The organism is Enterobacter ludwigii (genome assembly GCF_001750725.1).
Classification (GTDB): Bacteria; Pseudomonadota; Gammaproteobacteria; order Enterobacterales; family Enterobacteriaceae; genus Enterobacter; species Enterobacter ludwigii.
Genome location: NZ_CP017279.1, coordinates 3,827,843 through 3,852,664 on the forward strand (window position 1 = coordinate 3,827,843; position 24,822 = coordinate 3,852,664).

The following is a 24,822-nucleotide window of genomic DNA, read 5'->3' on the forward strand; positions in this document are numbered from 1 at the left end:
ACAGGTACACAACCACATGTTGACTGAATTTTAAGTGGAGACGTTTAGATGGGTAAAATTATTGGTATCGACCTGGGTACTACCAACTCTTGTGTAGCGATTATGGATGGCACTACCGCACGCGTGCTGGAGAACGCCGAGGGCGATCGCACCACGCCTTCTATCATTGCTTATACCCAGGATGGTGAAACTCTGGTTGGTCAGCCGGCTAAACGTCAGGCAGTGACAAACCCGCAAAATACCCTGTTTGCGATTAAACGCCTGATTGGCCGCCGCTTCCAGGACGAAGAAGTTCAGCGTGACGTTTCTATCATGCCTTACAAAATCATCGCAGCAGATAACGGCGATGCATGGCTTGATGTGAAAGGCACCAAAACGGCACCACCGCAGATCTCTGCTGAAGTGCTGAAAAAAATGAAGAAAACCGCAGAAGATTACCTGGGTGAACCGGTAACTGAAGCTGTTATCACCGTTCCTGCTTACTTCAACGATGCTCAGCGTCAGGCAACGAAAGATGCTGGCCGTATCGCAGGTCTGGAAGTAAAACGTATCATCAACGAACCAACCGCAGCGGCACTGGCTTACGGTCTGGATAAAGAAGTTGGCAACCGTACTATCGCGGTTTACGACCTGGGTGGTGGTACTTTCGATATCTCTATTATCGAAATCGACGAAGTTGATGGCGAAAAAACCTTCGAAGTTCTGGCAACCAACGGTGATACCCACCTGGGTGGTGAAGACTTCGATACCCGTCTGATCAACTACCTCGTTGACGAGTTCAAGAAAGATCAGGGCATTGACCTGCGTAACGACCCGCTGGCAATGCAGCGCCTGAAAGAAGCCGCTGAGAAAGCGAAGATCGAACTGTCTTCCGCTCAGCAGACCGACGTGAACCTGCCGTATATCACTGCAGACGCGACCGGTCCTAAACACATGAACATTAAAGTGACCCGTGCGAAACTGGAAAGCCTGGTAGAAGACCTGGTGAACCGTTCCATTGAGCCACTGAAAGTTGCTCTGCAGGATGCTGGACTGTCCGTGTCTGATATCAACGACGTTATCCTCGTCGGTGGCCAGACCCGTATGCCAATGGTTCAGAAGAAAGTGGCTGAATTCTTTGGTAAAGAGCCACGTAAAGACGTTAACCCGGACGAAGCAGTGGCTATCGGTGCTGCCGTTCAGGGTGGTGTGTTGACGGGTGATGTGAAAGACGTTCTGCTGCTGGACGTTACCCCGCTGTCTCTGGGTATCGAAACCATGGGCGGTGTGATGACGGCGCTTATCACCAAAAACACCACTATCCCTACTAAGCACAGCCAGGTGTTCTCTACTGCTGAAGACAACCAGTCTGCAGTAACCATCCATGTGCTGCAGGGTGAGCGTAAGCGTGCGGCGGATAACAAGTCACTGGGTCAGTTCAACCTGGATGGCATCAACCCGGCGCCACGCGGTATGCCGCAGATCGAAGTAACCTTCGATATCGATGCTGACGGTATCCTGCACGTTTCCGCGAAAGACAAAAACAGCGGTAAAGAGCAGAAGATCACCATTAAGGCCTCTTCCGGTCTGAACGAAGAAGAGATCCAGAAAATGGTTCGTGAAGCAGAAGCGAACGCGGAATCTGACCGTAAGTTCGAAGAGCTGGTTCAGACCCGCAACCAGGGCGACCATCTGCTGCACAGCACCCGTAAGCAGGTTGAAGAAGCCGGCGATAAACTGCCAGCTGAAGACAAAACGGCTATCGAAGCTGCACTGAGCGCGCTGGAAACGTCTCTGAAAGGCGAAGACAAAGCGGATATCGAAGCGAAGATGCAGGAGCTGGCACAGGCTTCTCAGAAGCTGATGGAAATCGCTCAGCAGCAGCACGCCCAACAGCAGGCTGGCGCTGACGCTTCTCAGAACAACGCGAAAGACGACGACGTTGTCGACGCTGAGTTCGAAGAAGTGAAAGACAAAAAATAATCGCCCTGATGCAGGGTAATTAATCGGCACGGGCGTAGGAGAACTCTCCACGCCCGTGCTCGCATGTTAAGGGGCTTAAAAAAACCAATGGCAAAGCAAGACTATTACGAGATTTTAGGCGTTCCGAAAACTGCGGAAGAGCGTGAAATCAAAAAGGCGTATAAGCGCCTGGCCATGAAATTCCACCCGGACCGCAACCAGGGTGACAAAGAGGCTGAAGCCAAATTTAAAGAGATCAAAGAAGCCTACGAAGTCCTGACCGATGCACAGAAACGTGCGGCCTATGACCAGTACGGTCACGCAGCCTTCGAACAAGGCGGCATGGGCGGCGGTGGATTCGGTGGCGGCGGCTTTGGCGGCGGCGCTGACTTCAGCGATATCTTTGGCGATGTTTTCGGCGACATTTTTGGCGGCGGTCGTGGCCGTCAGCGCGCGGCGCGCGGCGCCGACCTGCGCTACAACATGGATCTGACGCTGGAAGAGGCCGTACGCGGCGTCACCAAAGAGATCCGTATTCCGACGCTGGAAGAGTGCGACGTTTGCCACGGCAGCGGCGCGAAAGCAGGCACCCAGCCGCAAACCTGTCCAACCTGTCACGGTTCCGGTCAGGTGCAGATGCGTCAGGGCTTCTTCGCCGTGCAGCAGGCGTGTCCGCACTGTCATGGTCGCGGTACGCTGATTAAAGACCCCTGCACAAAATGCCACGGTCATGGTCGCGTTGAGAAAACCAAGACGCTGTCCGTTAAAATCCCGGCAGGCGTGGACACGGGCGACCGTATCCGTCTGGCAGGTGAAGGTGAGGCCGGCGAGCACGGTGCACCGGCAGGCGATCTGTACGTTCAGGTTCAGGTCAAGCAGCACGCCATCTTTGAGCGTGAAGGCAACAACCTGTACTGTGAAGTGCCCATCAACTTCGCCATGGCGGCACTCGGTGGCGAAATTGAAGTGCCAACGCTTGATGGTCGCGTCAATCTGAAGGTTCCAGGCGAAACCCAGACCGGCAAGCTGTTCCGCATGCGTGGTAAAGGTGTTAAATCCGTTCGCGGTGGTGCGCAGGGCGACCTGCTGTGCCGCGTGGTGGTTGAAACCCCGGTTGGCCTGAACGACAAGCAGAAACAGCTGCTGAAAGAGCTGCAGGAAAGTTTTGGCGGCCCGACGGGTGAGAAAAACAGCCCGCGCTCCAAAAGCTTCTTCGATGGCGTCAAAAAATTCTTCGACGATTTGACCCGCTGATCCGTTAGCTGGTGTTCATCTCAAAAAGCCCGGAAGCGATTTCGGGCTTTTTCTTTTTGTAGCTGTCCTCATGGCTATCATTCGGTAAAACTGAATATATACTCAACATTAATCTGCTTTTGCCGAGCTGTTTGGCCTGGTATTATGGTTTTACCGAAGTATTGCTGTAAGAGAGAGCCTACGTGAAATTAATACACCGTTTTTTTAGCAGTGAAGCATCAGGCGGCATCATCCTGATTATTGCAGCTGCGGCCGCGATGGCGCTGGCCAATATGGGTTTCACACGCGACTTTTACCACGCGTTTCTGGAAACTCCCGTCGAGCTGAAAGTCGGGGCGCTGGAAATTAACAAGAACATGCTGCTGTGGATCAACGATGCACTGATGGCCGTGTTTTTCTTGCTGGTAGGGCTGGAGGTTAAGCGTGAGCTGGTCCTGGGCTCGCTTGCCAGCCGTCAGCGTGCCGCGTTCCCGGTGATTGCCGCATTCGGGGGGATGGTCATTCCGGCGTTGCTCTTCCTGGCGTTCACCTGGCAGGATCCGGTATCGCGTCATGGCTGGGCTATTCCGGCAGCAACGGATATCGCGTTTGCCCTGGGTGTGCTGGCCTTGTTGGGAAGCCGCGTGCCGGTGGCACTGAAAATCTTCCTGATGGCGCTGGCGATCATTGATGACCTGGGCGCGATTGTCATTATTGCGCTGTTCTACACCAGCGACCTGTCGATCCTGTCGTTGAGCGTTGCCGCAGGAGCGATTGCGGTACTGGCGCTGTTGAACATTTGCAACGTGCGCCGCATCGGGATCTACGTGCTGGTGGGGATGGTGCTGTGGACCGCGGTACTGAAATCAGGCGTGCACGCTACGCTCGCCGGGGTCATCGTCGGCTTCTTCGTTCCGCTTAAGCTGCAGGAGGGGAAATCGCCTGCCAAACAGCTGGAGCATGTGCTGCACCCGTGGGTCGCCTTTATGATCCTGCCGCTGTTTGCTTTCGCTAATGCAGGCGTTTCGCTGGAAGGGGTAACCCTTGAGGGACTGACCTCAATGTTGCCGCTGGGCATTATTGCCGGACTGTTTATTGGTAAGCCGCTGGGTATTAGCCTGTTCTGCTGGCTGGCGCTGAAGATGAAGCTGGCGTCACTGCCGCACGGTACAACGTTTAAGCAGATCATGGCGGTGGGCGTGCTGTGCGGCATTGGGTTTACCATGTCGATCTTTATCTCAACGCTGGCTTTTGGTGCCCATGCGCCTGAGCTTATCGTCTGGGCGAAGCTGGGTATCCTTATCGGATCGTTACTGGCCGCAGTCACTGGCTATACCTTATTGAAGGTCAAACTGTCCGGACCGGTCGTTCAGGCATAACAGGAAACCGGGAGAAGAACACCTTCTCCCGCTACACGATCAGGGAGCGAAGACACGATGTCTCATTTGAATTACAACCACCTTTACTACTTCTGGCATGTCTATAAGCAGGGCTCGGTCGTGGGGGCGGCAGAGGCGCTCTACCTGACGCCGCAGACCATCACCGGGCAAATCAAAGCGCTGGAAGAGCGGCTGCAGGGCAAGCTCTTTAAGCGCAAGGGCCGTGGGATTGAGCCAAGTGAGCTGGGCGAACTGGTTTTCCGCTACGCGGATAAGATGTTCACCTTAAGCCAGGAGATGCTGGATATTGTTAACTACCGCAAAGAGTCAAACCTGCTCTTTGACGTCGGCGTGGCGGATGCGTTGTCAAAACGGCTGGTCAGCGGCGTGCTGGATGCGGCGGTGGTCGAAGATGAGCAAATCCACCTGCGCTGTTTTGAGTCCACGCACGAGATGCTGCTGGAGCAACTGAGCCAGCATAAGCTGGATATGATTATCTCGGACTGCCCGATCGACTCTACGCAGCAGGAAGGGCTGTTCTCGGTGAAAATTGGCGAATGCGGGGTCAGCTTCTGGTGCATTAACCCGCCGCCGGAAAAACCGTTTCCTGCTTGTCTGGAGGAGCGTCGTTTGCTGGTGCCAGGCCGGCGCTCCATGCTTGGGCGCAAACTGCTGAACTGGTTTAACTCTCAGGGACTGAAGGTGGAGATCCTCGGCGAGTTTGATGATGCTGCGCTAATGAAAGCCTTTGGTGAGGCGCATAACGCCATCTTCGTTGCACCGACGCTGTACGTGCACGATCTCTATTCAGATAAGAAGATTACGGAGATTGGCCGGGTCGATAACGTGATGGAGGAGTATCACGCGATATTTGCAGAAAGGATGATTCAACATCCGGCAGTACAGCGCATCTGTAACCGCGACTACTCGGCGCTGTTTACGCCACCGGCAATCTGAAGATATAAAAAAACCCGCGTTAAGCGGGTTCTTTTAAAACAAGCAACAACAAGTGGCGATTAAGCCAGTTTGTTGATCTGCGCGGTCAGGTTTGCTTTATGACGCGCTGCTTTGTTTTTGTGGATCAGACCTTTAGCAGCCTGACGATCCACGATTGGTTGCATTTCATTAAATGCGTTCTGCGCAGCAGCTTTGTCGCCAGCTTCGATAGCTGCGTATACTTTCTTGATGAAAGTACGCATCATAGAGCGACGGCTTGCATTGTGCTTACGAGCCTTTTCAGACTGGATAGCACGTTTCTTAGCTGATTTGATATTAGCCAAGGTCCAACTCCCAAATATGATCTATGTGGACAATTCAAAGGCCGAGGAATATGCCCTCTATACCTTCTTTTGTCAATGGATTTGTGCAAATAAGCGCCGTTGATTGGCGACGCTACGTTACGTAGTGATGGCGCAGGATTCTACCAGCTTGTCGCTCGTGAATACAGCTTTTCGGCACAAAAAACGCAGTTCACGGGCAGATTTTTTTGCTGTGAAAGGTCAGCCTGATGAAATCATTACGGCTTTCTGTTTTGCGCGAACAATCGCCGGTTAACCTTAACCGCTGTACAAGGTATACTTTGGCGATTTTCACTGTTTTGAGCCAGACATGAAGCTGATACGCGGCATACATAATCTCAGCAGAGCACCGCACGGGTGCGTGCTGACCATTGGTAATTTCGACGGCGTGCATCGTGGTCATCAGGCGCTGCTGCAGGGATTGCGTAAAGAAGGGGAGGCGCGTGGCCTGCCCGTTGTAGTGATGATTTTTGAGCCGCAGCCGCTGGAGCTGTTTGCCGGCGATAAATCACCGGCTCGCCTCACTCGCCTGCGCGAGAAGTTGCGCTACCTGGCAGAGTCCGGGGTGGACTACGTATTGTGCGTGCGTTTCGATCGCCGCTTTGCCGCGCTCACAGCACAAAATTTCGTCAGTGACCTGCTGGTCAGGCGCCTTGGCGTGCAGTTTCTGGCCGTGGGTGATGATTTCCGCTTTGGCGCTGGTCGTCAGGGCGATTTCTTGCTATTACAGAAGGCTGGCCTCGAGTACGGCTTTGATGTCACCAGCGCAATGACCTTTTGCGAAGGCGGCGTCCGGGTTAGCAGCACTGCGGTGCGTCAGGCGCTGGCCAACGATGAACTGGATACGGCGGAAACGCTGCTGGGACATCCGTTTAGCATTTCAGGCCGTGTGGTCCATGGCGATGCGCTGGGCCGCACCATAGGTTTCCCGACGGCGAATATACCGCTACGTCGTCAGGTCTCCCCGGTTAAAGGGGTATATGCGGTGGAAGTGGCTGGTCTGGGCGATAAACCATATTTCGGTGTCGCCAATATTGGCACACGTCCTACAGTCGCCGGTGTCCGTCAACAATTAGAAGTGCACCTGCTGGACGTTGTAATGGACCTTTATGGTCGCCATATAGATGTGATACTGCGTAAAAAAATACGCAATGAGCAGCGATTTGCTTCGCTGGATGAACTAAAGGCGCAAATCGCGCGAGATGAATTAACGGCCCGCGAGTTTTTTGGGCGAGTAAACCCGGCTTAAATGCCTACGTGAAAAATACGGAACCGAGAATCTGATGAGTGACTATAAATCAACCCTGAATTTGCCGGAAACAGGGTTCCCGATGCGCGGCGATCTCGCCAAGCGCGAACCGGGAATGCTGGCGCGTTGGACCGATGATGACCTGTACGGCATCATCCGTGCAGCCAAAAAAGGCAAAAAAACCTTCATTCTGCATGATGGCCCTCCATATGCGAATGGCAGCATTCATATTGGTCACTCTGTAAACAAGATTCTGAAAGACATTATCGTGAAGTCCAAAGGCCTCGCGGGATATGACTCGCCTTACGTTCCGGGCTGGGACTGCCATGGTCTGCCAATCGAACTGAAAGTTGAGCAAGAGTTTGGTAAGCCGGGTGAGAAGTTCACCGCGGCAGAATTCCGCGCAAAATGTCGCGAATACGCGGCCACGCAGGTTCACGGTCAGCGTCAGGACTTTATCCGCCTGGGCGTGCTGGGTGACTGGTCACGTCCGTACCTGACCATGGACTTCAAAACCGAAGCCAACATCATCCGTGCGCTGGGTAAAATCATCGGTAACGGCCATCTGCACAAAGGCGCGAAGCCGGTGCACTGGTGCGTGGACTGCCGTTCTGCGCTGGCAGAAGCGGAAGTGGAGTATTACGACAAAACCTCTCCGTCTATCGACGTGGCCTTCCACGCGGTCGATCAGGAGGCGGTGAAAGCCAAATTTGGCGTGACCTCTGTCAATGGCCCCATCTCGCTGGTTATCTGGACCACCACCCCGTGGACGCTGCCAGCAAACCGCGCGATCTCCCTGTCCGGTGAGTTCGAGTACGCGCTGGTGCAGGTTGACGGTCAGGCGCTGATCCTGGCGAAAGATCTGGTCGAAAGCGTGCTGAAACGCGCGAACATCGCCGACTACACCGTACTGGGCACCGTGAAAGGTGACGCGCTGGAGCTGATGCGCTTCAAACACCCGTTCCTGGACTTCGATGTGCCGGCGATTCTGGGCGATCACGTGACGCTGGATGCGGGTACCGGTGCGGTACATACCGCCGGTGGCCACGGTCCTGACGACTACAGCATCAGCCTGAAATACGGTCTTGAAATCGCGAACCCGGTGGGTCCTGACGGCTCTTACCTGCCTGGCACCTACCCGGCGCTGGACGGTATCAACGTCTTCAAAGCGAACGACATCATCGTTGACATGCTGCGCACCAGCGGCGCGCTGCTGCACGTTGAGAAAATGCAGCACAGCTATCCGTGCTGCTGGCGTCACAAATCACCGATCATCTTCCGTGCAACCCCACAGTGGTTCATCAGCATGGATCAGAAAGGCCTGCGCGAGCAGTCCCTGAAAGAGATCAAAGGCGTGCAGTGGATCCCGGACTGGGGTCAGGCGCGTATCGAATCCATGGTCGCTAACCGTCCTGACTGGTGTATCTCCCGTCAGCGTACCTGGGGCGTGCCAATGTCTCTGTTCGTTCACAAAGAGACACAGGAACTGCACCCGAACACTCTGGCACTGATGGAAGAAGTCGCGAAGCGTGTAGAAGTTGACGGCATTCAGGCATGGTGGGATCTCGATTCCCGCGACATCCTGGGCGCTGATGCAGACAACTACGAGAAAGTGCCTGATACCCTGGACGTGTGGTTTGACTCCGGTTCAACGCACGCGTCTGTTGTTGACGTACGTCCGGAATTTGCCGGCCACGCGGCAGATATGTATCTGGAAGGTTCTGACCAACACCGTGGCTGGTTCATGTCATCGCTGATGATTTCCACCGCCATGAAAGGTAAAGCACCGTATCGCCAGGTGCTGACCCACGGTTTCACCGTGGATGGTCAGGGCCGTAAGATGTCTAAATCGATCGGTAACACCGTCTCTCCGCAGGACGTGATGAACAAACTGGGCGCGGACATTCTGCGCCTGTGGGTTGCTTCTACCGACTATACCGGCGAAATGGCGGTGTCGGACGAGATCCTGAAACGTGCTGCCGACAGCTATCGTCGTATCCGTAACACTGCGCGCTTCCTGCTGGCGAACCTGAACGGGTTCGATCCGCTAAAAGATATGGTGAAACCGGAAGAGATGGTGGTGCTGGATCGCTGGGCGGTAGGCTGCGCGAAAGCGGCACAGGAAGATATCCTGAAGGCTTACGAATCTTACGATTTCCACGAAGTGGTGCAGCGCCTGATGCGCTTCTGCTCCATCGAGATGGGCTCGTTCTACCTCGACATCATCAAAGACCGCCAGTACACCGCGAAAGCGGACAGCGTGGCGCGTCGTAGCTGCCAGACTGCGCTGTTCCACATCGCAGAAGCGCTGGTTCGCTGGATGGCACCGATCATGTCCTTCACCGCAGATGAAATCTGGGGTTACCTGCCAGGCGACCGTGAGAAGTATGTCTTCACCGGCGAGTGGTATGAAGGTCTGTTCGATCTCTCCAGCACCGAAGCGATGAACGATGCCTTCTGGGACGAGCTGCTGAAAGTGCGTGGCGAAGTGAACAAGGTTATCGAGCAGGCGCGTGCTGACAAGAAAGTCGGCGGCTCGCTGGAAGCGGCAGTTACCCTGTACGCCGAGCCAGAGCTGGCGGCGAAACTGACGGCGCTGGGCGATGAATTACGATTTGTCCTGTTGACCTCCGGTGCGAAAGTTGCGGATTATGCCCAGGCGTCTGCTGATGCACAGCAGAGCGAACTGCTCAAAGGACTGAAAGTCGCACTGAGCAAAGCCGAAGGTGATAAATGCCCGCGTTGCTGGCATTACACCACTGATGTCGGCCAGGTGGCGGAACACGCAGATATCTGCGGACGCTGTGTCAGCAACGTCGCCGGTGACGGCGAGAAACGTAAGTTTGCCTGATGAGTAAAACTCTCTGTTCAACAGGACTGCGCTGGCTGTGGCTGGTGGTGGTAGTGCTGATTATCGATCTGGGCAGCAAGTTCCTGATCCTCCAGAATTTTGCTCTGGGGGAGACGGTGTCGCTGTTCCCGTCGCTTAACCTGCATTACGCACGTAACTACGGTGCGGCGTTTAGTTTCCTTGCTGACAGCGGTGGCTGGCAGCGCTGGTTCTTTGCAGGTATCGCTATCGGTATCTGCGTGGTGCTATCGCTGCTGATGTACCGTTCGAAGGCAACACAAAAGCTAAATAATATCGCCTATGCGCTGATTATCGGTGGCGCGCTGGGCAACCTGTTTGATCGCCTGTGGCACGGCTTTGTGGTCGATATGATCGACTTCTATGTCGGCGACTGGCACTTCGCGACCTTCAACCTCGCCGACAGCGCAATTTGCATCGGCGCGGCGTTAATCGTGCTGGAAGGCTTCTTGCCGAACGCGGCCGCGAAGAAACAGGCTTAAATGTAAATGCCGGGTGGCGCATGCGCCCCCGGCCTACAGAATGTCTGGCCTCCCGTCTCTCACCGGTGGGTCAAAACAAGCGAGCAATTTGCATGTCTAAATCCGTACAGAGCAACAGCGCGGTTCTCGTTCATTTCACGCTGAAACTGGATGATGGCTCCACGGCTGAATCCACCCGCAATAACGGCAAACCCGCCCTGTTTCGTCTCGGCGACACCTCCCTGTCTGAAGGCCTTGAGCAACAGCTGCTTGGCCTGAAAGAAGGCGAGAAAAAGGCATTTTCGCTGGAGCCAGATGCCGCGTTTGGCGTGCCAAGCCCGGACCTTGTTCAGTACTTCTCGCGCCGCGAGTTTATGGATGCAGGTGAGCCGGAAATCGGGGCGATCATGCTCTTTACCGCTATGGATGGCAGCGAAATGCCTGGCGTGATCCGCGAAATCAATGGTGACTCCATCACCGTTGACTTCAACCATCCGCTTGCCGGGCGCACCGTCCATTTTGATATTGAAGTGCTGGAGATCGATCCGGTACTGGAGGCCTGAAATGCAGATCCTGTTGGCTAACCCGCGCGGCTTTTGCGCCGGTGTAGACCGCGCTATCAGCATTGTTGAAAACGCGCTCGAGATTTACGGCGCGCCGATTTATGTGCGTCACGAAGTGGTGCATAACCGTTATGTCGTCGACAGCCTGCGCGAGCGTGGCGCGATCTTCATTGAGCAGATCAGCGAAGTGCCTGACGGCGCGATCCTGATTTTCTCCGCGCACGGGGTTTCTCAGGCGGTGCGTAACGAAGCGAAAAGCCGCGATCTGACCGTGTTCGACGCCACCTGCCCATTAGTGACCAAAGTGCATATGGAAGTGGCGCGCGCCAGCCGTCGTGGTGAAGAGTCGATCCTGATTGGCCATGCCGGCCACCCGGAAGTCGAAGGTACCATGGGCCAGTACAGCAACCCGGAAGGGGGGATGTACCTGGTGGAGTCGCCGGAAGATGTGTTTACGCTGAACGTCAAAAATGAAACGCGTCTCTCGTTTATGACCCAGACGACGCTCTCCGTTGACGATACGTCGGACGTGATTGACGCCCTGCGCCAGCGCTTCCCGAAAATCGTCGGCCCGCGTAAGGACGACATTTGCTACGCCACCACCAATCGCCAGGAAGCGGTGCGTGCTCTGGCTGAACAGGCGGACGTGGTGCTGGTTGTCGGTTCGAAAAATTCCTCTAACTCCAATCGTCTGGCTGAACTTGCGCAGCGAATGGGGAAAGCGGCCTATCTGATTGATGATTCCAGCGATATCCAGGAAGCGTGGGTGAAAAACGTGGCCTGTGTCGGGGTAACCGCAGGCGCCTCGGCTCCGGATATCCTGGTGCAGAACGTGATTTCCCGTCTGCAGGAACTGGGCGGCGGCGAAGCGGTCCCGCTGGAAGGACGCGAAGAGAATATTGTTTTCGAGGTCCCGAAAGAGCTGCGTATCGACGCACGCGAAGTCGAGTAAGTTTCCTCGCGCATGACCCGAATGCCGGCCACGTCAGTGGCCGGCATTTTTATTGCTGATTAACTGTGATTCACCTGACACATTGCGCCTTTGATGCGCAGGTTAATCGTTTAAATTGTTATGCTGGGCGGGTTGTTCTCCTCGGGCCGGAGAAGACGATGACTTCAGATATTATCCTGCCGCCTCTGGTGGCCTGGGCCAGTGGTACACTTGCCCGCGGCGCGCTTATTCTCAAATCCACACGCCTTGCCGATCTCAATGGTTTGTTTGCCGATCGAGACGCCTGGGCACAATGCGATCCGCATCAGACGGTGTATGACGTCGAAATGCTGGAATCGCCTGCACATGAAGGGGCGTTGTTTGTCGGCGTTACCCATTTACATGCAGGTAAAATTGGCCGGGAATTCTTTATGACCCGCGGCCATTTTCATCAACGTCGTGAACAGGGCGAAGTCTATTTTGGACTGCGGGGAAGTGGCCTGCTTTTACTCCAGACGACATCCGGCGAAACCCGTCTGGAGTGCGTGATGCCGGGATCCGTCCATATTATTGCGCCTTTTACCGCCCACCGTTTAATCAATACCGGTGAGACCACGCTCTCTTCACTCGCGGTCTGGCCCGCCGTCGCCGGACACGACTATGCCGCGTTACCCCACGGTTTTGCCGTGCGGGTATTGGCCACTGACGGTGGCTGGGAGGTTCAGAATGAATAACTTTGGGCTGGACATGACCATCACCCGGCACCCGCTGGGGTTCAGCTACGGTGAGGACGTCACTGGCCCGATGCCAGAGATCCGTACGCTTGATGAGATCCGCGCGTCGTTACGGGATCCTGACTGCTCAGGGCCGGAAGACGTTTATGCTATCGCGATGGATGTCGCCCGTCTGGCAGACCGGCAGGAGCTGAAAAAACGCATGCTGCTGTTTGGGGTCGTGACCTACGCGACGGGAACACTGGGTGAAGAGCCGATCCGCAGCCAGGGGCATGTTCACCGTAAAAGCAGTCACAGCGGCTGGTCTCCGCCCGAGCTGTATGAAATCTGGCAGGGGCGCGCCATTATCTATATGCAGGAGTATGTTGCGGACGATCCCGGGCGCTGTTTCGCCGTACTGGCCGGGCCGGGCGAAAAGGTGCTGGTTCCGCCTGGCTGGGGGCATGCCACTATCTCTGCCTCGCCGGATGAACCGCTGACCTTCGGTGCGTGGTGCGACAGGGAATATGGTTTTGAATATGAAGCCGTGCGGGCGCGTAAAGGACTGGCCTGGTATCCGCTGCTGCAGGGGAGCCATATCATCTGGCAGCACAACACGCATTATCTGCCGGGGCGGCTACAGATGATCACACCGCGTCGCTACAGCGAATTCGGCCTGACGGATGAGCCTGTCTATACGCAATTTATTGCCGATCCTGCTCGCTTTCAGTTTATCTCTCGCCCGGATAAAGTGGCCGAGCTGTGGCATAACTTCCACCCATAAAAAAACCGGGGCATTGCCCCGGCTGTCTTATCCGGCAAACAGACCTGATGCGACGCCCAGCGCCGCCAGCGCAAGCAACACAATCATGGCCCTGACCGGGGAGACGCCACGTTTTGCCATCAGATACCAAGTGCCCAGAACCACCAGAAGCGGTAATAGCTGCGGGAAGATACCGTCAAGCATCTGCTGAACATGGATGTTAACCCCGTCACGGGTGATAAATTCCAGTCCGGTGCCCAGCTTAACGTAGCTTGCCGCCACGCCGCCCATCACAAATACACCCAGCAGAGACAAAGCTTCGCGCAGTCGCGTTGACTTGCTGCTCACCAGCATCTCGACCGATCCTGAGCCCATCTGGTAGCCTTTCAGAAACAGAAACCAGGATCCCGGGATAATGATGGCCAGCCAGGCGACGGTGTAGAACAACGGGCCAAGAACATTTCCTCCGGCGGCAAGTGCCATACCGATGCTCAGCAAAATGGGGATCAGCATGCCGGGGATCATTGAGTCACCAATCCCCGCGATTGGTCCCATCAGCCCCACCTTCAGGGTATTGATCGTTTCGCCATCAATGGGCTCGCCGTTGGCTTTTTTCTCTTCCAGCCCAAGCGCCATACCATTTACGATGGCACCGATCTGCGGCTCCGTGTTGTAAAACGAGGCGTGTCGGCGCAGCATCTCGGTGCGCTGGGCGGCATCCGGGTAGAGTTTTTTGGCGACCGGTAACATGCTCAGACAGAAGCCGAACGATTCCAGACGCTCGAAGCTCATCGAAGAGAGGTTATGCATCATCCACGCTCGCCAGCAGCGGCGCAGATCTTTTCGGGTCAGTTTACGGTCTTCCATCAGAATTCATCCTCATCGTCGGCGGGCCTACCCGGCGTGACAGCCTGCGGCGCTTCCGGCTTATAGTTGTAATGTATTAACGCCAGCAGGGCGCCCACAATCACCAGCGCCACCATGTTGAGCTTCAGGAACACAATGCATATGAAGCCCACCAGGAAGTAGATCAGCATGCTGTAGCTTTTGATGATCTGCTTAAGCAGGATGGCGATCCCAACGGCCGGTAAGATGCCCCCCAGCACGTTCATGGTCGAAAGCACGATTCCGGGCAAACTGTCCATAAACCCGCTGATGTACTGCGCGCCAAAATAGACGGCGATGAACGTCGGCACAAAGCGCAGAACAAAGTTCATCACCTGCGGCCAGACCGCGCTGTTAAGATAAATTCCGCGCTCATCCCCGAGCTCAAGCGCCACGTCGGCACGGTGGTTCCAGAACGAGTTCAATACCATCATGGCGTTAAACAGGATCGTTCCGGCAATGCCAATGGTCGCCGCCAGCGCCACGGCCACCTCTGGCCCTTTGCCCGACAGAATGCCCAGTGCGATAGCGGGATAAGCGACAAAATTGAGGTCGGCAGGCATTGAACCGCCGGGGGTGACCATCGCGATATAAACGGCCTGCACCGCCACACCAATCATGATCCCGGTTTTAACGTCGCCCAGAATCAGGCCCACCAGCATCCCCGAAACCAGCGGGCGGGAGATGAGATACCAGCCGCCCGTCAGGCCAAACAGCCAGGGACTACTGAGTGCACCGAGATAGCAAACCAGACCGATGAGAGAAGCTTCGAAAATCATCATGCGCTCCTTATTTCAGTTTTTGCCGGGCGTCCTGCCAGCTGTAAAAACTGGCATCGGGCACCAGACGAAACTCAATGGCATGCCCCTGTTCAGTCAGCCAGTCAAAGGCTGCTGCCTCCTCTGGCGTTACGGACTGATTAGGGCCAATGGTGGTGATGTTGGCGCGGGCACTCATTGGCCCGACGTTAATTTTGCCATTGCCGTTCTTCAGGCTTATGCCTGCCTGTTCAAGGCGTTGCAGGGTGACAGGCGATTTGCCAATCACGAAGTAACGCTTATCGCTGGCAATCACTTTCGGCAGCTTTTCGATGGCGGTCAGGGTATCGAACAGCCACACTCTGGTATCTGACACCGCGCCTTTCATTACCGACGAGAGCAGCGGATCGGCCGCGACGGCATCGTCAATTGCCACGATGCCATCACAGGGCAGCTCTTTGGCCCAGCGTGTGACGAGCTGCCCGTGGATCACCCGGTCGTCAATACGTACAAATGAAATGCTCATATAAGCTCCTTAGAAATCGTCGTTCTGGGCGGATTCCACCCGTTTTGCCTGAACTAGGGTGGGCTGCGTTAATTCGATGAGCTGCGCGGCGGCGGCATGGACATCCCGGGCCATCAGAATGTCGTCGGTGAGCAAGAGCATGGGGAAGTTGACTCCTGCCACCACGGCGACCGGCGGATGCGTCTGGGGATTAAACGCGTATTCGCAGGCCACATTCCACGGCGTTCCGCTCTGCATATCGCACAGGACGACGATGCCGTCGGCGCCTGCACCTGCGCGGCGGTATGCCGCAGCGAAATCACGGCGAAACCCCGCTATGCCAGCCTGTGCATTCAGACATACCGCCTGTCGATGAGGGAGATCGCCATACACCATTTTTCCGCTTTCCAGCAGGGCGGTGGCCAGCGGGCCGTGTGTCGCCACAATAATGTGAATCATGGTTAACCTCTTACCCAGGCTTTAATGGTGGCAATGGATTTACCGCAGCTCGGCCCTGACGGAGAAATACGGTATTCGCCTGCGTCAGCGGGGACGATAAACGTTTCTGCGTAGTGCACGACGAACGGGGCGAATGCGCCGCCGGGGCTGTCTACCGTCGCCTCTTCACCTTCAACAAGATTAAGGACATTCACGCCTCCGTGGGGGGAGTGCGTCACCGGTTCACTGAACCAGTGGCGACGCGTTTCGATGAATTCACGTTCGTGAAGCCCGGTCCGCTCTTCGCGCCAGCCGGTGCCTTCGCCGAGGGGTTCACACTGATTTACAAGATGCTGTTCGACCCACTGCGTATCGCGTTGCCAGTCGATCACCTTTTCGCCATGCGCCAGATGAACCGGGCGGGGTTGCCCATCCATTCCCAGCCGTCCCCAGTCCCAGAGCTTGAAGGTGAAAATGTAAGGCGTGGCGCTGATCTCAAGTACCACGGTTCCTGCTCCAGAACAGTGAACCGTACCGGCGGGGATCAAAAAATGATCGTGCTTGTTCGCCGCAAGATGATTGACGAAGCGGGCGTCGTCGAACGGCTTTTCACCCCGGCTGGCCCGTCTGAGGTCGTCCATCATCGCTTCGGGCCGGGTACCCGTTCGGGTCCCCAGATACACCTGAGCCCCTGGCTCTGCCTCAAGGATGTAATAGCTCTCATCTTGGGTGTAATGCATACCAAAATGCTGCTGTATGTACTCCGTGGTCGGATGCACCTGAAAACTCAGGTTCTGCCCGCCGAGGGTGTCAAGCAGGTCAAAGCGGATGGGAAATTCCGCGCCAAAACGGGCATGCACTTTTTCACCCAGCAGCGCCCGGGGGTGCAGCAGCACCAAATCCTGAGAGGGGATCTCGATCCGCACCGCGCCGTAACGAAGCAACAGGCTGTTTTCCTCGGGCACGCAGTCAAAACACCATGCGTAGTTAGGCGCAGAGGGATCGAGATCGAATTTCTGTTTCATCCATTGTCCGCCCCAGACGCCGGGGTCGAAAAAGGGCACTACACGAAAAGGACGTTGGGTGGTGTGTTGCAACCCGGCGCGCAGCGCATCGCCGCCGACCATCGCCGGATTAACCGCCTGGGTGGTATCCAGGAGATAATCAGTACGCCGTAGCAGCGGGGTTTTGTGACGATCGAATACGCGCCACTCAATGAAAAAGGCGCGTTTGTAGCGACGCAGAATATCCTCGTTTTGGTTCGCTGCGCCCCAGTTAGCCAGTTCACCGCTGCGCATGCGCTGCTGGATCTCCCAGCGCGGTAAATCGGCGTAGACCAGAATATCGCCTGCATTAACCAGCGCGGCACCCGGCCCGTAAATAACGATTATCCCTTCGCGGCACAGTTCGACCTGCGCCTGCAACGCCTCGCGTTTCACCGGGTCGATGAATTCCTCGAGCTGATGGCAGGAGAGCACGCCGAAGACGCGGTCGTCAGTGAGATGTCGGGCCAGCAGCCGGCTTAAAGCGTGTTCGTCGAGACGCATCTGTTCGGCATTGAGCGTCAGCGTGGCCCCCAATGCTGGCAGCAGTTTTGTCTCCAGTTCCTCCAGCCTGACGCCAGGGTAGCAGTCAATGACCAGCACGGTGCGTGTATATTGACCCGCTCTGTGGGTAAGCTCGCGCACAATCGCGTCCCAGCCCTGCCAGGCACAATCGTCATACCCCTCTACTGCGACTTCCGGGAATTTATCGTAAGTTGCCATCTTTTCTCTCCGTCTTCGTTGCTTAAGGTTATTCGATTAACCTTGTTTGGGAAGGGTGATTAACGCGATTAACCCGCCAGTTCTGGCGATAAGTGGCGAAAAGGGGGCCATTATGTGAAGAGGCTCACGCGCAAAAGTGCAAAATTGAGGTTATTCGATTAATCTGATGTGAACGACAAGGAGCGATCATGACGGGTATCACGCTGGCTGATGTGGCAAAACGCGCCGGGGTTTCAACCGCCACCGTATCAATGGTGCTGTGTAATAAAGGGCGGATCTCGCAACGGACCCGGGAGCGCGTACTTCAGGCGCTGGATGAATCGGGCTATGTTTACAATCAGACGGCAGCCAACCTGCGAAACCGCAGCAGTAATCAGGTGGGGCTCCTGTTGCATGACATCACGAACCCTTTTTATGGCGAAATGACGGCAGGTCTAAGCCATGAGATGGAACGCCACGACCTTCTGCTGTTTCTGGCAAACAGTGAAGAGTCGTCCGAGCGACAGCAAAAGTTTGTGGATTCGCTGATGCGTAACAACGTCTGTGGCATGGTGCTGTGTGCCGCGCGAGAAACCCCGCAGGCCTTTTTCGATGGTCTTAAACGACGCAATATTCCGGCAATTATGGTCGTGCGACCGCTAAACGATCCGGACTTTGATTTTGTGGGAACCGATAACTTCCTTGGCACGCAAATGGCGACAGAGCATCTTCTGAGGATGGGGCATCGTCAGATTGCCTTTATCGGCGGTAGCCTGAATTCGGGGTCTCGCGCTCAGCGTATCGGCGGATTTACCAGTAAATTACTGGAGTATGGTGTGACGCCGAATCCCGAATGGATCGTCACCTCACAGGCAAGCCAGAGTGATGGCGCGCGCGTGGCGGAAGCGTTGTTGATGAACCATCCGCAGATTACCGCGGCAGTGTGTTACCAGGACATTGTTGCCCTTGGCGTTATGCAGTGTTTACGCAAAATGGGACGCGAGCCGGGACGTCATTTTGCCCTGGTGGGCTTTGACGATATTACCGAGGCCGGGCTGGTACAGCCTGCACTGACTACCGTCTCCGTTGCCGCGAAGGAGATAGGACGTAAGGCCGGCGAGTTGCTTTTCAGCCGGATACAGGGGAACCGGGAGCCGGCGAAACGCATTATTTTACCGCCCGCGCTGGTGGTCCGCGAATCGTGCGGTTTTCGCTGAAGATTATGCCTTTTGCTGATATTTCTTCCTGTTTATCATTAAATTCTAATTATCGTCGTTTTCAGTTGGCAGCATCTGCAAAGGCTGGTTAATCTGAAAACGGTTTACATCATTTTAACGTAAGAGAATAACTATGCATGATGCACAGATCCGTGTCGCCATTGCGGGCGCGGGTGGACGTATGGGTCGCCAGCTGATTCAGGCGGCACTACAGATGGATGGCGTGGCACTGGGCGCGGCGCTGGAGCGTGACGGCTCATCGTTGCTTGGCGCTGACGCGGGTGAGCTGGCGGGTGCGGGTAAGACAGGCGTTATCGTGCAGAGCAGCCTGGAGGCGGTAAAAGATGACTTTGATGTGTTCATCGATTTTACCCGTCCGGAAGGCACGCTCACGCATCTGGCATTTTGCCGTCAGCACGGTAAAGGAATGGTGATCGGCACCACCGGTTTTGATGATGCCGGGAAGCAGGCCATTCAGGATGCCTCACACGAGATTGCGATTGTCTTCGCCGCAAACTTTAGCGTGGGGGTGAACGTCATGCTGAAGCTGCTGGAGAAGGCAGCGAAGGTCATGGGCAGTTATACCGACATTGAGATTGTTGAAGCGCACCATCGTTATAAAGTCGACGCGCCATCCGGTACGGCGCTGGCGATGGGGGAAGCGATTGCTCATGCACTGGATAAAGATTTGAAAGACTGCGCGGTCTACACCCGTGAAGGGCACACCGGTGAACGTGTTCCCGGCACGATTGGTTTTGCTACCGTCCGCGCGGGCGATATCGTCGGCGAACATACGGCGATGTTCGCCGATATTGGGGAACGCGTCGAGATTACGCATAAGGCATCCAGCCGGATGACGTTTGCAAATGGCGCTGTACGCTCCGCCTTGTGGTTAAAAGGCAAGGGAAATGGTCTTTTTGATATGCGAGATGTGCTTGATCTCAACAATTTGTAACCGTTATTACCCATCGTGATGTGGTTATTGCAGTCGTAATGCTTTGATTGCATAGGGCAATATTTTATTGCCCTTTTATTTTATGTATTTCATTATGATTTCCTGAATTTACACACTAAAGTTCATCTCTTCTTCGTGTTTTGTGTTATCTGAATGTAAATTTTGACCGTCTGGTCCACTTTTTGATACCACGAAGCGGTCTTTCCCATTAAACTTGCCGCGCAAGCGTTTTCCGCAGTGATTTACCTGATCTTTTTGCCGCTTAAGCTCTCCTGGCTCTCTCAGGCTCGCAAAAGAATATGACAAATCTCCGTTTTAAGTTGACTTTTAGCCACCAAATCCCCAGAATGCCGCCGTTTGCCAAAAATCCGCTGGCAACACATTTGCATTGATTCATGACGCGGTTATGAATTAATATGCAAATAAAGTGAGTGAATATTCTCTGGAGGGTGTTTTGATTAAGTCAGCGCTATTGGTTCTGGAAGACGGAACCCAGTTTATCGGTCGGGCCATAGGGGCAACGGGTTCGGCGGTTGGGGAAGTCGTTTTCAATACTTCAATGACCGGTTATCAAGAAATCCTCACTGATCCTTCCTATTCTCGCCAAATCGTTACTCTTACTTATCCTCATATCGGCAATGTCGGCACCAATGCTGCTGACGAAGAATCCTCTCAGGTACATGCGCAAGGCCTGGTCATTCGCGACCTGCCGCTGATTGCCAGCAACTACCGCAATACCGAGGACCTCTCTTCCTACCTGAAGCGCCATAACATCGTGGCGATTGCTGATATCGATACCCGTAAGCTGACGCGTCTGCTGCGCGAGAAGGGTGCACAAAACGGTTGTATCATCGCAGGAGATAACCTCGATGCAGCCCTGGCGCTGGAAAAAGCGAAAGCTTTCCCGGGTCTGAACGGCATGGACCTGGCGAAAGAAGTGACCACAGCAGAAGCCTACAGCTGGACGCAGGGAAGCTGGACGCTGGCGGGAGACCTGCCGGAAGCGAAAAAAGAGAGCGACCTGCCATTCCACGTGGTGGCGTACGATTTTGGTGCCAAGCGCAACATCCTGCGTATGCTGGTCGACCGCGGCTGCCGCCTGACGGTTGTCCCGGCGAAAACCTCTGCTGAAGAGGTACTGAAGATGAATCCGGACGGTATCTTCCTGTCCAACGGTCCTGGCGACCCGGCACCGTGCGATTACGCTATCGACGCCATCAAATCCTTCCTGGAAACCGATATCCCGGTATTCGGCATCTGTCTGGGTCATCAGCTGCTGGCGCTGGCGAGCGGTGCTAACACCGTGAAGATGAAGTTCGGTCACCACGGTGGGAACCACCCGGTGAAAGATATCGATAACAACACGGTAATGATTACGGCACAGAACCATGGCTTCGCAGTGGATGAGGCGTCAATGCCTGCTAACCTGCGCGTGACCCACAAGTCTCTGTTCGATGGCACCCTGCAGGGGATTCATCGTACCGATAAGCCAGCGTTCAGCTTCCAGGGTCACCCTGAAGCCAGCCCGGGCCCGCACGATGCCGCGCCGCTGTTCGATCACTTCATCGAACTTATTGAGCAATACCGTAAGACCGCTAAATAATCAGGAGCCGAGAAGACCATGCCAAAACGTACAGACATAAAAAGCATCCTGATCCTTGGCGCTGGCCCGATTGTGATCGGCCAGGCCTGCGAATTCGACTACTCCGGTGCCCAGGCGTGTAAAGCCCTGCGCGAAGAGGGTTACCGCGTTATCCTGGTGAACTCTAACCCGGCCACCATCATGACTGACCCGGAAATGGCAGATGCAACCTACATCGAGCCGATTCACTGGGAAGTGGTACGCAAAATCATCGAAAAAGAGCGTCCGGACGCGGTTCTGCCTACCATGGGCGGCCAGACGGCGCTGAACTGCGCGCTGGAGCTGGAGCGTCAGGGCGTGCTGGAAGAGTTCGGCGTGACCATGATTGGTGCGACAGCCGATGCCATTGATAAAGCTGAAGACCGTCGTCGCTTCGACGTGGCGATGAAGAAAATCGGCCTCGACACCGCGCGTTCCGGTATCGCACATACCATGGAAGAAGCGCTGGCTGTTGCGGCTGACGTTGGTTATCCGTGCATCATCCGTCCATCCTTCACCATGGGTGGCACCGGCGGCGGTATCGCCTACAACCGCGAAGAGTTCGAAGAGATTTGTGAACGCGGTCTGGATCTCTCCCCCACCAAAGAGCTGCTGATTGATGAATCGCTGATTGGCTGGAAAGAGTACGAGATGGAAGTGGTGCGTGATAAAAACGACAACTGCATCATCGTCTGCTCCATCGAAAACTTCGATGCGATGGGTATCCACACCGGCGACTCCATCACCGTAGCGCCAGCCCAGACGCTGACCGACAAAGAGTATCAAATCATGCGTAACGCCTCGATGGCGGTACTGCGTGAAATCGGCGTAGAAACGGGTGGCTCTAACGTTCAGTTTGCGGTGAACCCGAAAAACGGTCGCCTGATTGTTATCGAAATGAACCCGCGTGTTTCTCGCTCCTCCGCGCTGGCCTCGAAAGCCACCGGCTTCCCGATTGCGAAAGTGGCCGCGAAACTGGCGGTAGGATATACCCTCGATGAGCTGATGAACGACATCACCGGTGGCCGCACTCCAGCGTCCTTCGAGCCGTCCATCGACTACGTTGTGACCAAGATCCCTCGCTTTAACTTCGAGAAGTTCGCCGGCGCAAACGACCGTCTGACCACGCAGATGAAATCTGTTGGCGAAGTGATGGCGATTGGGCGTACTCAGCAGGAATCCCTGCAGAAAGCGCTGCGCGGCCTGGAAGTGGGGGCCACGGGTTTTGACCCGAAAGTGAGCCTGGAAGACCCTGAAGCGCTGACCAAAATTCGCCGCGAGCTGAAAGACGCAGGCGCAGAGCGTATCTGGTACATCGCCGATGCGTTCCGTGCGGGCCTCTCTGTTGATGGCGTGTTCAACCTGACCAACATCGACCGCTGGTTCCTGGTGCAGATTGAAGAGCTGGTACGTCTGGAAGAAAGAGTCGCGGACCTGGGCATCAATGGCCTGGACGCTGACTTCCTGCGCGTACTGAAGCGTAAAGGCTTCGCCGATGCGCGTCTGGCCAAACTGGCGGGCGTACGTGAAGCGGAAATCCGCAAGCTGCGTGACCAGTATGACCTGCACCCGGTCTACAAACGCGTGGATACCTGTGCAGCGGAGTTCGCGACCGACACCGCTTACATGTACTCCACGTATGAAGATGAGTGTGAAGCGAATCCGTCCGTCGACCGCGACAAGATTATGGTGCTGGGCGGCGGTCCTAACCGTATCGGCCAGGGCATCGAGTTTGACTACTGCTGCGTTCACGCCTCCCTGGCACTGCGCGAAGACGGTTACGAGACCATCATGGTCAACTGTAACCCGGAAACCGTGTCGACCGACTACGATACCTCCGACCGCCTCTACTTTGAGCCGGTAACGCTGGAAGATGTGCTGGAAATCGTGCGTATCGAGAAGCCTAAAGGCGTTATCGTGCAATACGGTGGCCAGACCCCACTGAAACTGGCGCGCGCGCTGGAAGCCGCTGGTGTGCCGGTAATCGGTACCAGCCCGGATGCAATCGACCGTGCAGAAGACCGTGAACGTTTCCAGCAGGCGGTTGACCGTCTGAAGCTGAAACAGCCGGCCAATGCCACCGTCACCGCTATCGAGATGGCTGTTGAGAAGGCGAAAGAGATTGGCTACCCGCTGGTGGTACGTCCTTCGTACGTGCTGGGCGGCCGCGCGATGGAAATCGTCTACGACGAAGCTGACCTGCGTCGCTACTTCCAGACGGCAGTGAGCGTGTCCAACGATGCGCCGGTTCTGCTCGACCGCTTCCTCGACGATGCCGTTGAAGTGGATGTGGATGCCATCTGTGACGGCGAAATGGTGCTGATTGGCGGTATCATGGAGCACATCGAACAGGCAGGCGTTCACTCCGGTGACTCCGCATGTTCCCTGCCAGCGTACACCCTGAGCCAGGAAATTCAGGACGTGATGCGCCAGCAGGTGCAGAAGCTGGCCTTCGAACTGCAGGTTCGCGGTCTGATGAACGTCCAGTTCGCTGTCAAAGACAACGAAGTCTACCTGATTGAAGTGAACCCGCGTGCAGCACGTACCGTACCGTTCGTCTCTAAAGCTACCGGTGTTCCGCTGGCGAAAGTGGCGGCGCGCGTGATGGCGGGCCAGACGCTGGCACAGCAGGGCGTGACGAAAGAAATTATCCCACCGTACTACTCGGTGAAAGAAGTGGTACTGCCGTTCAACAAATTCCCGGGCGTCGACCCGCTGTTAGGGCCAGAAATGCGTTCTACCGGGGAAGTGATGGGCGTGGGCCGCACCTTCGCAGAAGCGTTCGCGAAGGCGCAGTTAGGCAGTAACTCCACCATGAAAAAATCTGGCCGTGCGCTGCTCTCTGTTCGCGAAGGTGATAAAGAGCGCGTGGTTGACCTGGCGGCTAAGCTGCTGAAACAGGGCTTCGAGCTGGATGCAACCCACGGCACGGCCATTGTGCTGGGTGAAGCGGGCATTAATCCGCGTCTGGTGAACAAGGTGCATGAAGGTCGTCCGCACATTCAGGATCGCATCAAGAATGGCGAATACACCTACATCATTAACACCACCGCAGGTCGTCAGGCGATTGAAGACTCCAAGCTGATTCGCCGCAGCGCGCTGCAGTACAAAGTGCATTACGACACCACCCTTAACGGTGGTTTCGCCACCGCGATGGCACTGAACGCTGATGCCACCGAGAAGGTGATTTCCGTTCAGGAAATGCACGCTCAGATTAACAAGTAAGCCAACATACCCGGCAGTATTCGCTGCCGGGTATTATTCCCACCTTCAGAACCTTCTGGTTTTCCAACCGCAT

Annotated in this window: 21 protein-coding genes and 1 pseudogene; 16 read left to right on the plus strand and 6 right to left on the minus strand. The window is 55.5% G+C overall.

Annotated features, from left to right (window positions below; genetic code table 11):
• Window positions 1–48 precede the first annotated feature (48 nt).
• The 4 genes from dnaK (at window position 49) to nhaR (ending at window position 5,510) form a co-directional block, all read left to right on the plus strand.
• On the plus strand, window positions 49–1,962 hold the full coding sequence (dnaK, locus tag BH714_RS18055; RefSeq protein ID WP_014168568.1) for a molecular chaperone DnaK: 1,914 nt from the start codon (window positions 49–51) through the stop codon (window positions 1,960–1,962).
• An 87-nt stretch (window positions 1,963–2,049) separates the two neighbouring features.
• Window positions 2,050–3,195: a molecular chaperone DnaJ gene (gene dnaJ, locus BH714_RS18060; RefSeq protein WP_020882543.1), complete on the plus strand. Its 1,146-nt coding sequence runs from the start codon at window positions 2,050–2,052 to the stop codon at window positions 3,193–3,195.
• Between the two features lie 182 nt (window positions 3,196–3,377).
• The gene (gene nhaA / locus BH714_RS18065; RefSeq protein WP_040018591.1) at window positions 3,378–4,553 is read left to right on the plus strand and encodes a Na+/H+ antiporter NhaA; all 1,176 of its coding nucleotides are present in this window, start codon (window positions 3,378–3,380) and stop codon (window positions 4,551–4,553) included.
• Window positions 4,554–4,610: 57 nt separating this feature from the next.
• Window positions 4,611–5,510, plus strand: coding sequence for a transcriptional activator NhaR (gene nhaR / locus BH714_RS18070; protein WP_040018592.1), 900 nt, complete (start codon window positions 4,611–4,613; stop codon window positions 5,508–5,510).
• 59 nt (window positions 5,511–5,569) lie between these two features.
• Here nhaR and rpsT read toward each other — a convergent pair whose 3' ends face one another.
• Window positions 5,570–5,833, minus strand: a complete 264-nt coding sequence (gene rpsT / locus BH714_RS18075; protein ID WP_008502037.1) for a 30S ribosomal protein S20 — start codon at window positions 5,831–5,833, stop codon at window positions 5,570–5,572.
• Between the two features lie 102 nt (window positions 5,834–5,935).
• Here rpsT and BH714_RS24375 point away from each other — a divergent pair.
• From BH714_RS24375 to BH714_RS18110, 8 genes and pseudogenes are all read left to right on the plus strand, one after another.
• Window positions 5,936–6,154 (plus strand): annotated as a pseudogene (locus BH714_RS24375) (DUF2575 domain-containing protein).
• A gap of 7 nt (window positions 6,155–6,161) precedes the next feature.
• Window positions 6,162–7,100, plus strand: coding sequence for a bifunctional riboflavin kinase/FAD synthetase (gene ribF / locus BH714_RS18080; protein ID WP_014168574.1), 939 nt, complete (start codon window positions 6,162–6,164; stop codon window positions 7,098–7,100).
• 34 nt (window positions 7,101–7,134) lie between these two features.
• The gene (gene ileS / locus BH714_RS18085) at window positions 7,135–9,951 is read left to right on the plus strand and encodes an isoleucine--tRNA ligase (RefSeq protein WP_020882544.1); all 2,817 of its coding nucleotides are present in this window, start codon (window positions 7,135–7,137) and stop codon (window positions 9,949–9,951) included.
• Window positions 9,951–10,451, plus strand: coding sequence for a signal peptidase II (lspA, locus tag BH714_RS18090; RefSeq protein ID WP_020882545.1), 501 nt, complete (start codon window positions 9,951–9,953; stop codon window positions 10,449–10,451). Before ileS ends, lspA begins: the two co-directional genes overlap by 1 nt.
• A gap of 92 nt (window positions 10,452–10,543) precedes the next feature.
• The gene (gene fkpB / locus BH714_RS18095; protein WP_020882546.1) at window positions 10,544–10,993 is read left to right on the plus strand and encodes an FKBP-type peptidyl-prolyl cis-trans isomerase; all 450 of its coding nucleotides are present in this window, start codon (window positions 10,544–10,546) and stop codon (window positions 10,991–10,993) included.
• Between the two features lies 1 nt (window position 10,994).
• Complete coding sequence (gene ispH, locus BH714_RS18100; protein ID WP_020882547.1) at window positions 10,995–11,945, plus strand: 4-hydroxy-3-methylbut-2-enyl diphosphate reductase; 951 nt, start codon at window positions 10,995–10,997, stop codon at window positions 11,943–11,945.
• 158 nt (window positions 11,946–12,103) lie between these two features.
• Window positions 12,104–12,658 carry a glucose-6-phosphate isomerase family protein gene (locus tag BH714_RS18105; RefSeq protein ID WP_040018594.1) on the plus strand — a complete coding sequence of 185 codons (555 nt, stop codon included), beginning with the start codon at window positions 12,104–12,106 and terminating at the stop codon, window positions 12,656–12,658.
• Window positions 12,651–13,421 (plus strand): glucose-6-phosphate isomerase family protein, encoded by a 771-nt coding sequence (locus BH714_RS18110; RefSeq protein WP_040018596.1) that lies wholly within the window; start codon window positions 12,651–12,653, stop codon window positions 13,419–13,421. The genes BH714_RS18105 and BH714_RS18110 overlap by 8 nt, the downstream gene beginning before the upstream one ends.
• 27 nt (window positions 13,422–13,448) lie before the next feature.
• Here the strand turns inward: BH714_RS18110 and BH714_RS18115 are convergent, their stop codons facing one another.
• The 5 genes from BH714_RS18115 to BH714_RS18135 are packed head-to-tail and all read right to left on the minus strand — an operon-like array spanning window position 13,449 to window position 17,752.
• Window positions 13,449–14,267: a PTS system mannose/fructose/sorbose family transporter subunit IID gene (locus tag BH714_RS18115; protein WP_040018597.1), complete on the minus strand. Its 819-nt coding sequence runs from the start codon at window positions 14,265–14,267 to the stop codon at window positions 13,449–13,451.
• Entirely contained in the window at window positions 14,267–15,064 is a 798-nt protein-coding gene (locus tag BH714_RS18120; protein ID WP_088202985.1) for a PTS mannose/fructose/sorbose/N-acetylgalactosamine transporter subunit IIC, read from the minus strand. The genes BH714_RS18115 and BH714_RS18120 overlap by 1 nt, the downstream gene beginning before the upstream one ends.
• A gap of 10 nt (window positions 15,065–15,074) precedes the next feature.
• The gene (locus tag BH714_RS18125; RefSeq protein WP_040018600.1) at window positions 15,075–15,569 is read right to left on the minus strand and encodes a PTS sugar transporter subunit IIB; all 495 of its coding nucleotides are present in this window, start codon (window positions 15,567–15,569) and stop codon (window positions 15,075–15,077) included.
• A 9-nt stretch (window positions 15,570–15,578) separates the two neighbouring features.
• The gene (locus BH714_RS18130) at window positions 15,579–16,007 is read right to left on the minus strand and encodes a PTS sugar transporter subunit IIA (protein ID WP_040018602.1); all 429 of its coding nucleotides are present in this window, start codon (window positions 16,005–16,007) and stop codon (window positions 15,579–15,581) included.
• Window positions 16,008–16,009: 2 nt separating this feature from the next.
• Window positions 16,010–17,752 (minus strand): class I mannose-6-phosphate isomerase, encoded by a 1,743-nt coding sequence (locus BH714_RS18135; protein WP_040018603.1) that lies wholly within the window; start codon window positions 17,750–17,752, stop codon window positions 16,010–16,012.
• A gap of 188 nt (window positions 17,753–17,940) precedes the next feature.
• On the opposite strand from BH714_RS18135, the gene BH714_RS18140 reads away from it, so the two are divergent.
• The 4 genes from BH714_RS18140 (at window position 17,941) to carB (ending at window position 24,749) form a co-directional block, all read left to right on the plus strand.
• Window positions 17,941–18,948: a LacI family DNA-binding transcriptional regulator gene (locus tag BH714_RS18140; protein WP_020882554.1), complete on the plus strand. Its 1,008-nt coding sequence runs from the start codon at window positions 17,941–17,943 to the stop codon at window positions 18,946–18,948.
• 133 nt (window positions 18,949–19,081) lie between these two features.
• The gene (gene dapB, locus BH714_RS18145; protein WP_032679609.1) at window positions 19,082–19,903 is read left to right on the plus strand and encodes a 4-hydroxy-tetrahydrodipicolinate reductase; all 822 of its coding nucleotides are present in this window, start codon (window positions 19,082–19,084) and stop codon (window positions 19,901–19,903) included.
• Window positions 19,904–20,357: 454 nt separating this feature from the next.
• Window positions 20,358–21,506, plus strand: a complete 1,149-nt coding sequence (carA, locus tag BH714_RS18150) for a glutamine-hydrolyzing carbamoyl-phosphate synthase small subunit (protein ID WP_020882556.1) — start codon at window positions 20,358–20,360, stop codon at window positions 21,504–21,506.
• Between the two features lie 18 nt (window positions 21,507–21,524).
• Complete coding sequence (carB, locus tag BH714_RS18155; protein ID WP_014168589.1) at window positions 21,525–24,749, plus strand: carbamoyl-phosphate synthase large subunit; 3,225 nt, start codon at window positions 21,525–21,527, stop codon at window positions 24,747–24,749.
• Window positions 24,750–24,822: the final 73 nt, after the last annotated feature.

Coding starts and splice junctions, on each gene's coding strand:
- lspA (WP_020882545.1), top strand. CDS start 9,951: ATGAGTAAAACTCTCTGTTCAACAGGACTGCGCTGGCTGTGGCTGGTG.
- nhaR (WP_040018592.1), top strand. CDS start 4,611: ATGTCTCATTTGAATTACAACCACCTTTACTACTTCTGGCATGTCTAT.
- BH714_RS18130 (WP_040018602.1), bottom strand. CDS start 16,007: ATGATTCACATTATTGTGGCGACACACGGCCCGCTGGCCACCGCCCTG.
- BH714_RS18110 (WP_040018596.1), top strand. CDS start 12,651: ATGAATAACTTTGGGCTGGACATGACCATCACCCGGCACCCGCTGGGG.
- BH714_RS18115 (WP_040018597.1), bottom strand. CDS start 14,267: ATGGAAGACCGTAAACTGACCCGAAAAGATCTGCGCCGCTGCTGGCGA.
- carB (WP_014168589.1), top strand. CDS start 21,525: ATGCCAAAACGTACAGACATAAAAAGCATCCTGATCCTTGGCGCTGGC.
- dnaK (WP_014168568.1), top strand. CDS start 49: ATGGGTAAAATTATTGGTATCGACCTGGGTACTACCAACTCTTGTGTA.
- dnaJ (WP_020882543.1), top strand. CDS start 2,050: ATGGCAAAGCAAGACTATTACGAGATTTTAGGCGTTCCGAAAACTGCG.
- BH714_RS18120 (WP_088202985.1), bottom strand. CDS start 15,064: ATGATTTTCGAAGCTTCTCTCATCGGTCTGGTTTGCTATCTCGGTGCA.
- fkpB (WP_020882546.1), top strand. CDS start 10,544: ATGTCTAAATCCGTACAGAGCAACAGCGCGGTTCTCGTTCATTTCACG.
- ispH (WP_020882547.1), top strand. CDS start 10,995: ATGCAGATCCTGTTGGCTAACCCGCGCGGCTTTTGCGCCGGTGTAGAC.
- BH714_RS18135 (WP_040018603.1), bottom strand. CDS start 17,752: ATGGCAACTTACGATAAATTCCCGGAAGTCGCAGTAGAGGGGTATGAC.
- ribF (WP_014168574.1), top strand. CDS start 6,162: ATGAAGCTGATACGCGGCATACATAATCTCAGCAGAGCACCGCACGGG.
- ileS (WP_020882544.1), top strand. CDS start 7,135: ATGAGTGACTATAAATCAACCCTGAATTTGCCGGAAACAGGGTTCCCG.
- BH714_RS18140 (WP_020882554.1), top strand. CDS start 17,941: ATGACGGGTATCACGCTGGCTGATGTGGCAAAACGCGCCGGGGTTTCA.
- BH714_RS18105 (WP_040018594.1), top strand. CDS start 12,104: ATGACTTCAGATATTATCCTGCCGCCTCTGGTGGCCTGGGCCAGTGGT.
- BH714_RS18125 (WP_040018600.1), bottom strand. CDS start 15,569: ATGAGCATTTCATTTGTACGTATTGACGACCGGGTGATCCACGGGCAG.
- dapB (WP_032679609.1), top strand. CDS start 19,082: ATGCATGATGCACAGATCCGTGTCGCCATTGCGGGCGCGGGTGGACGT.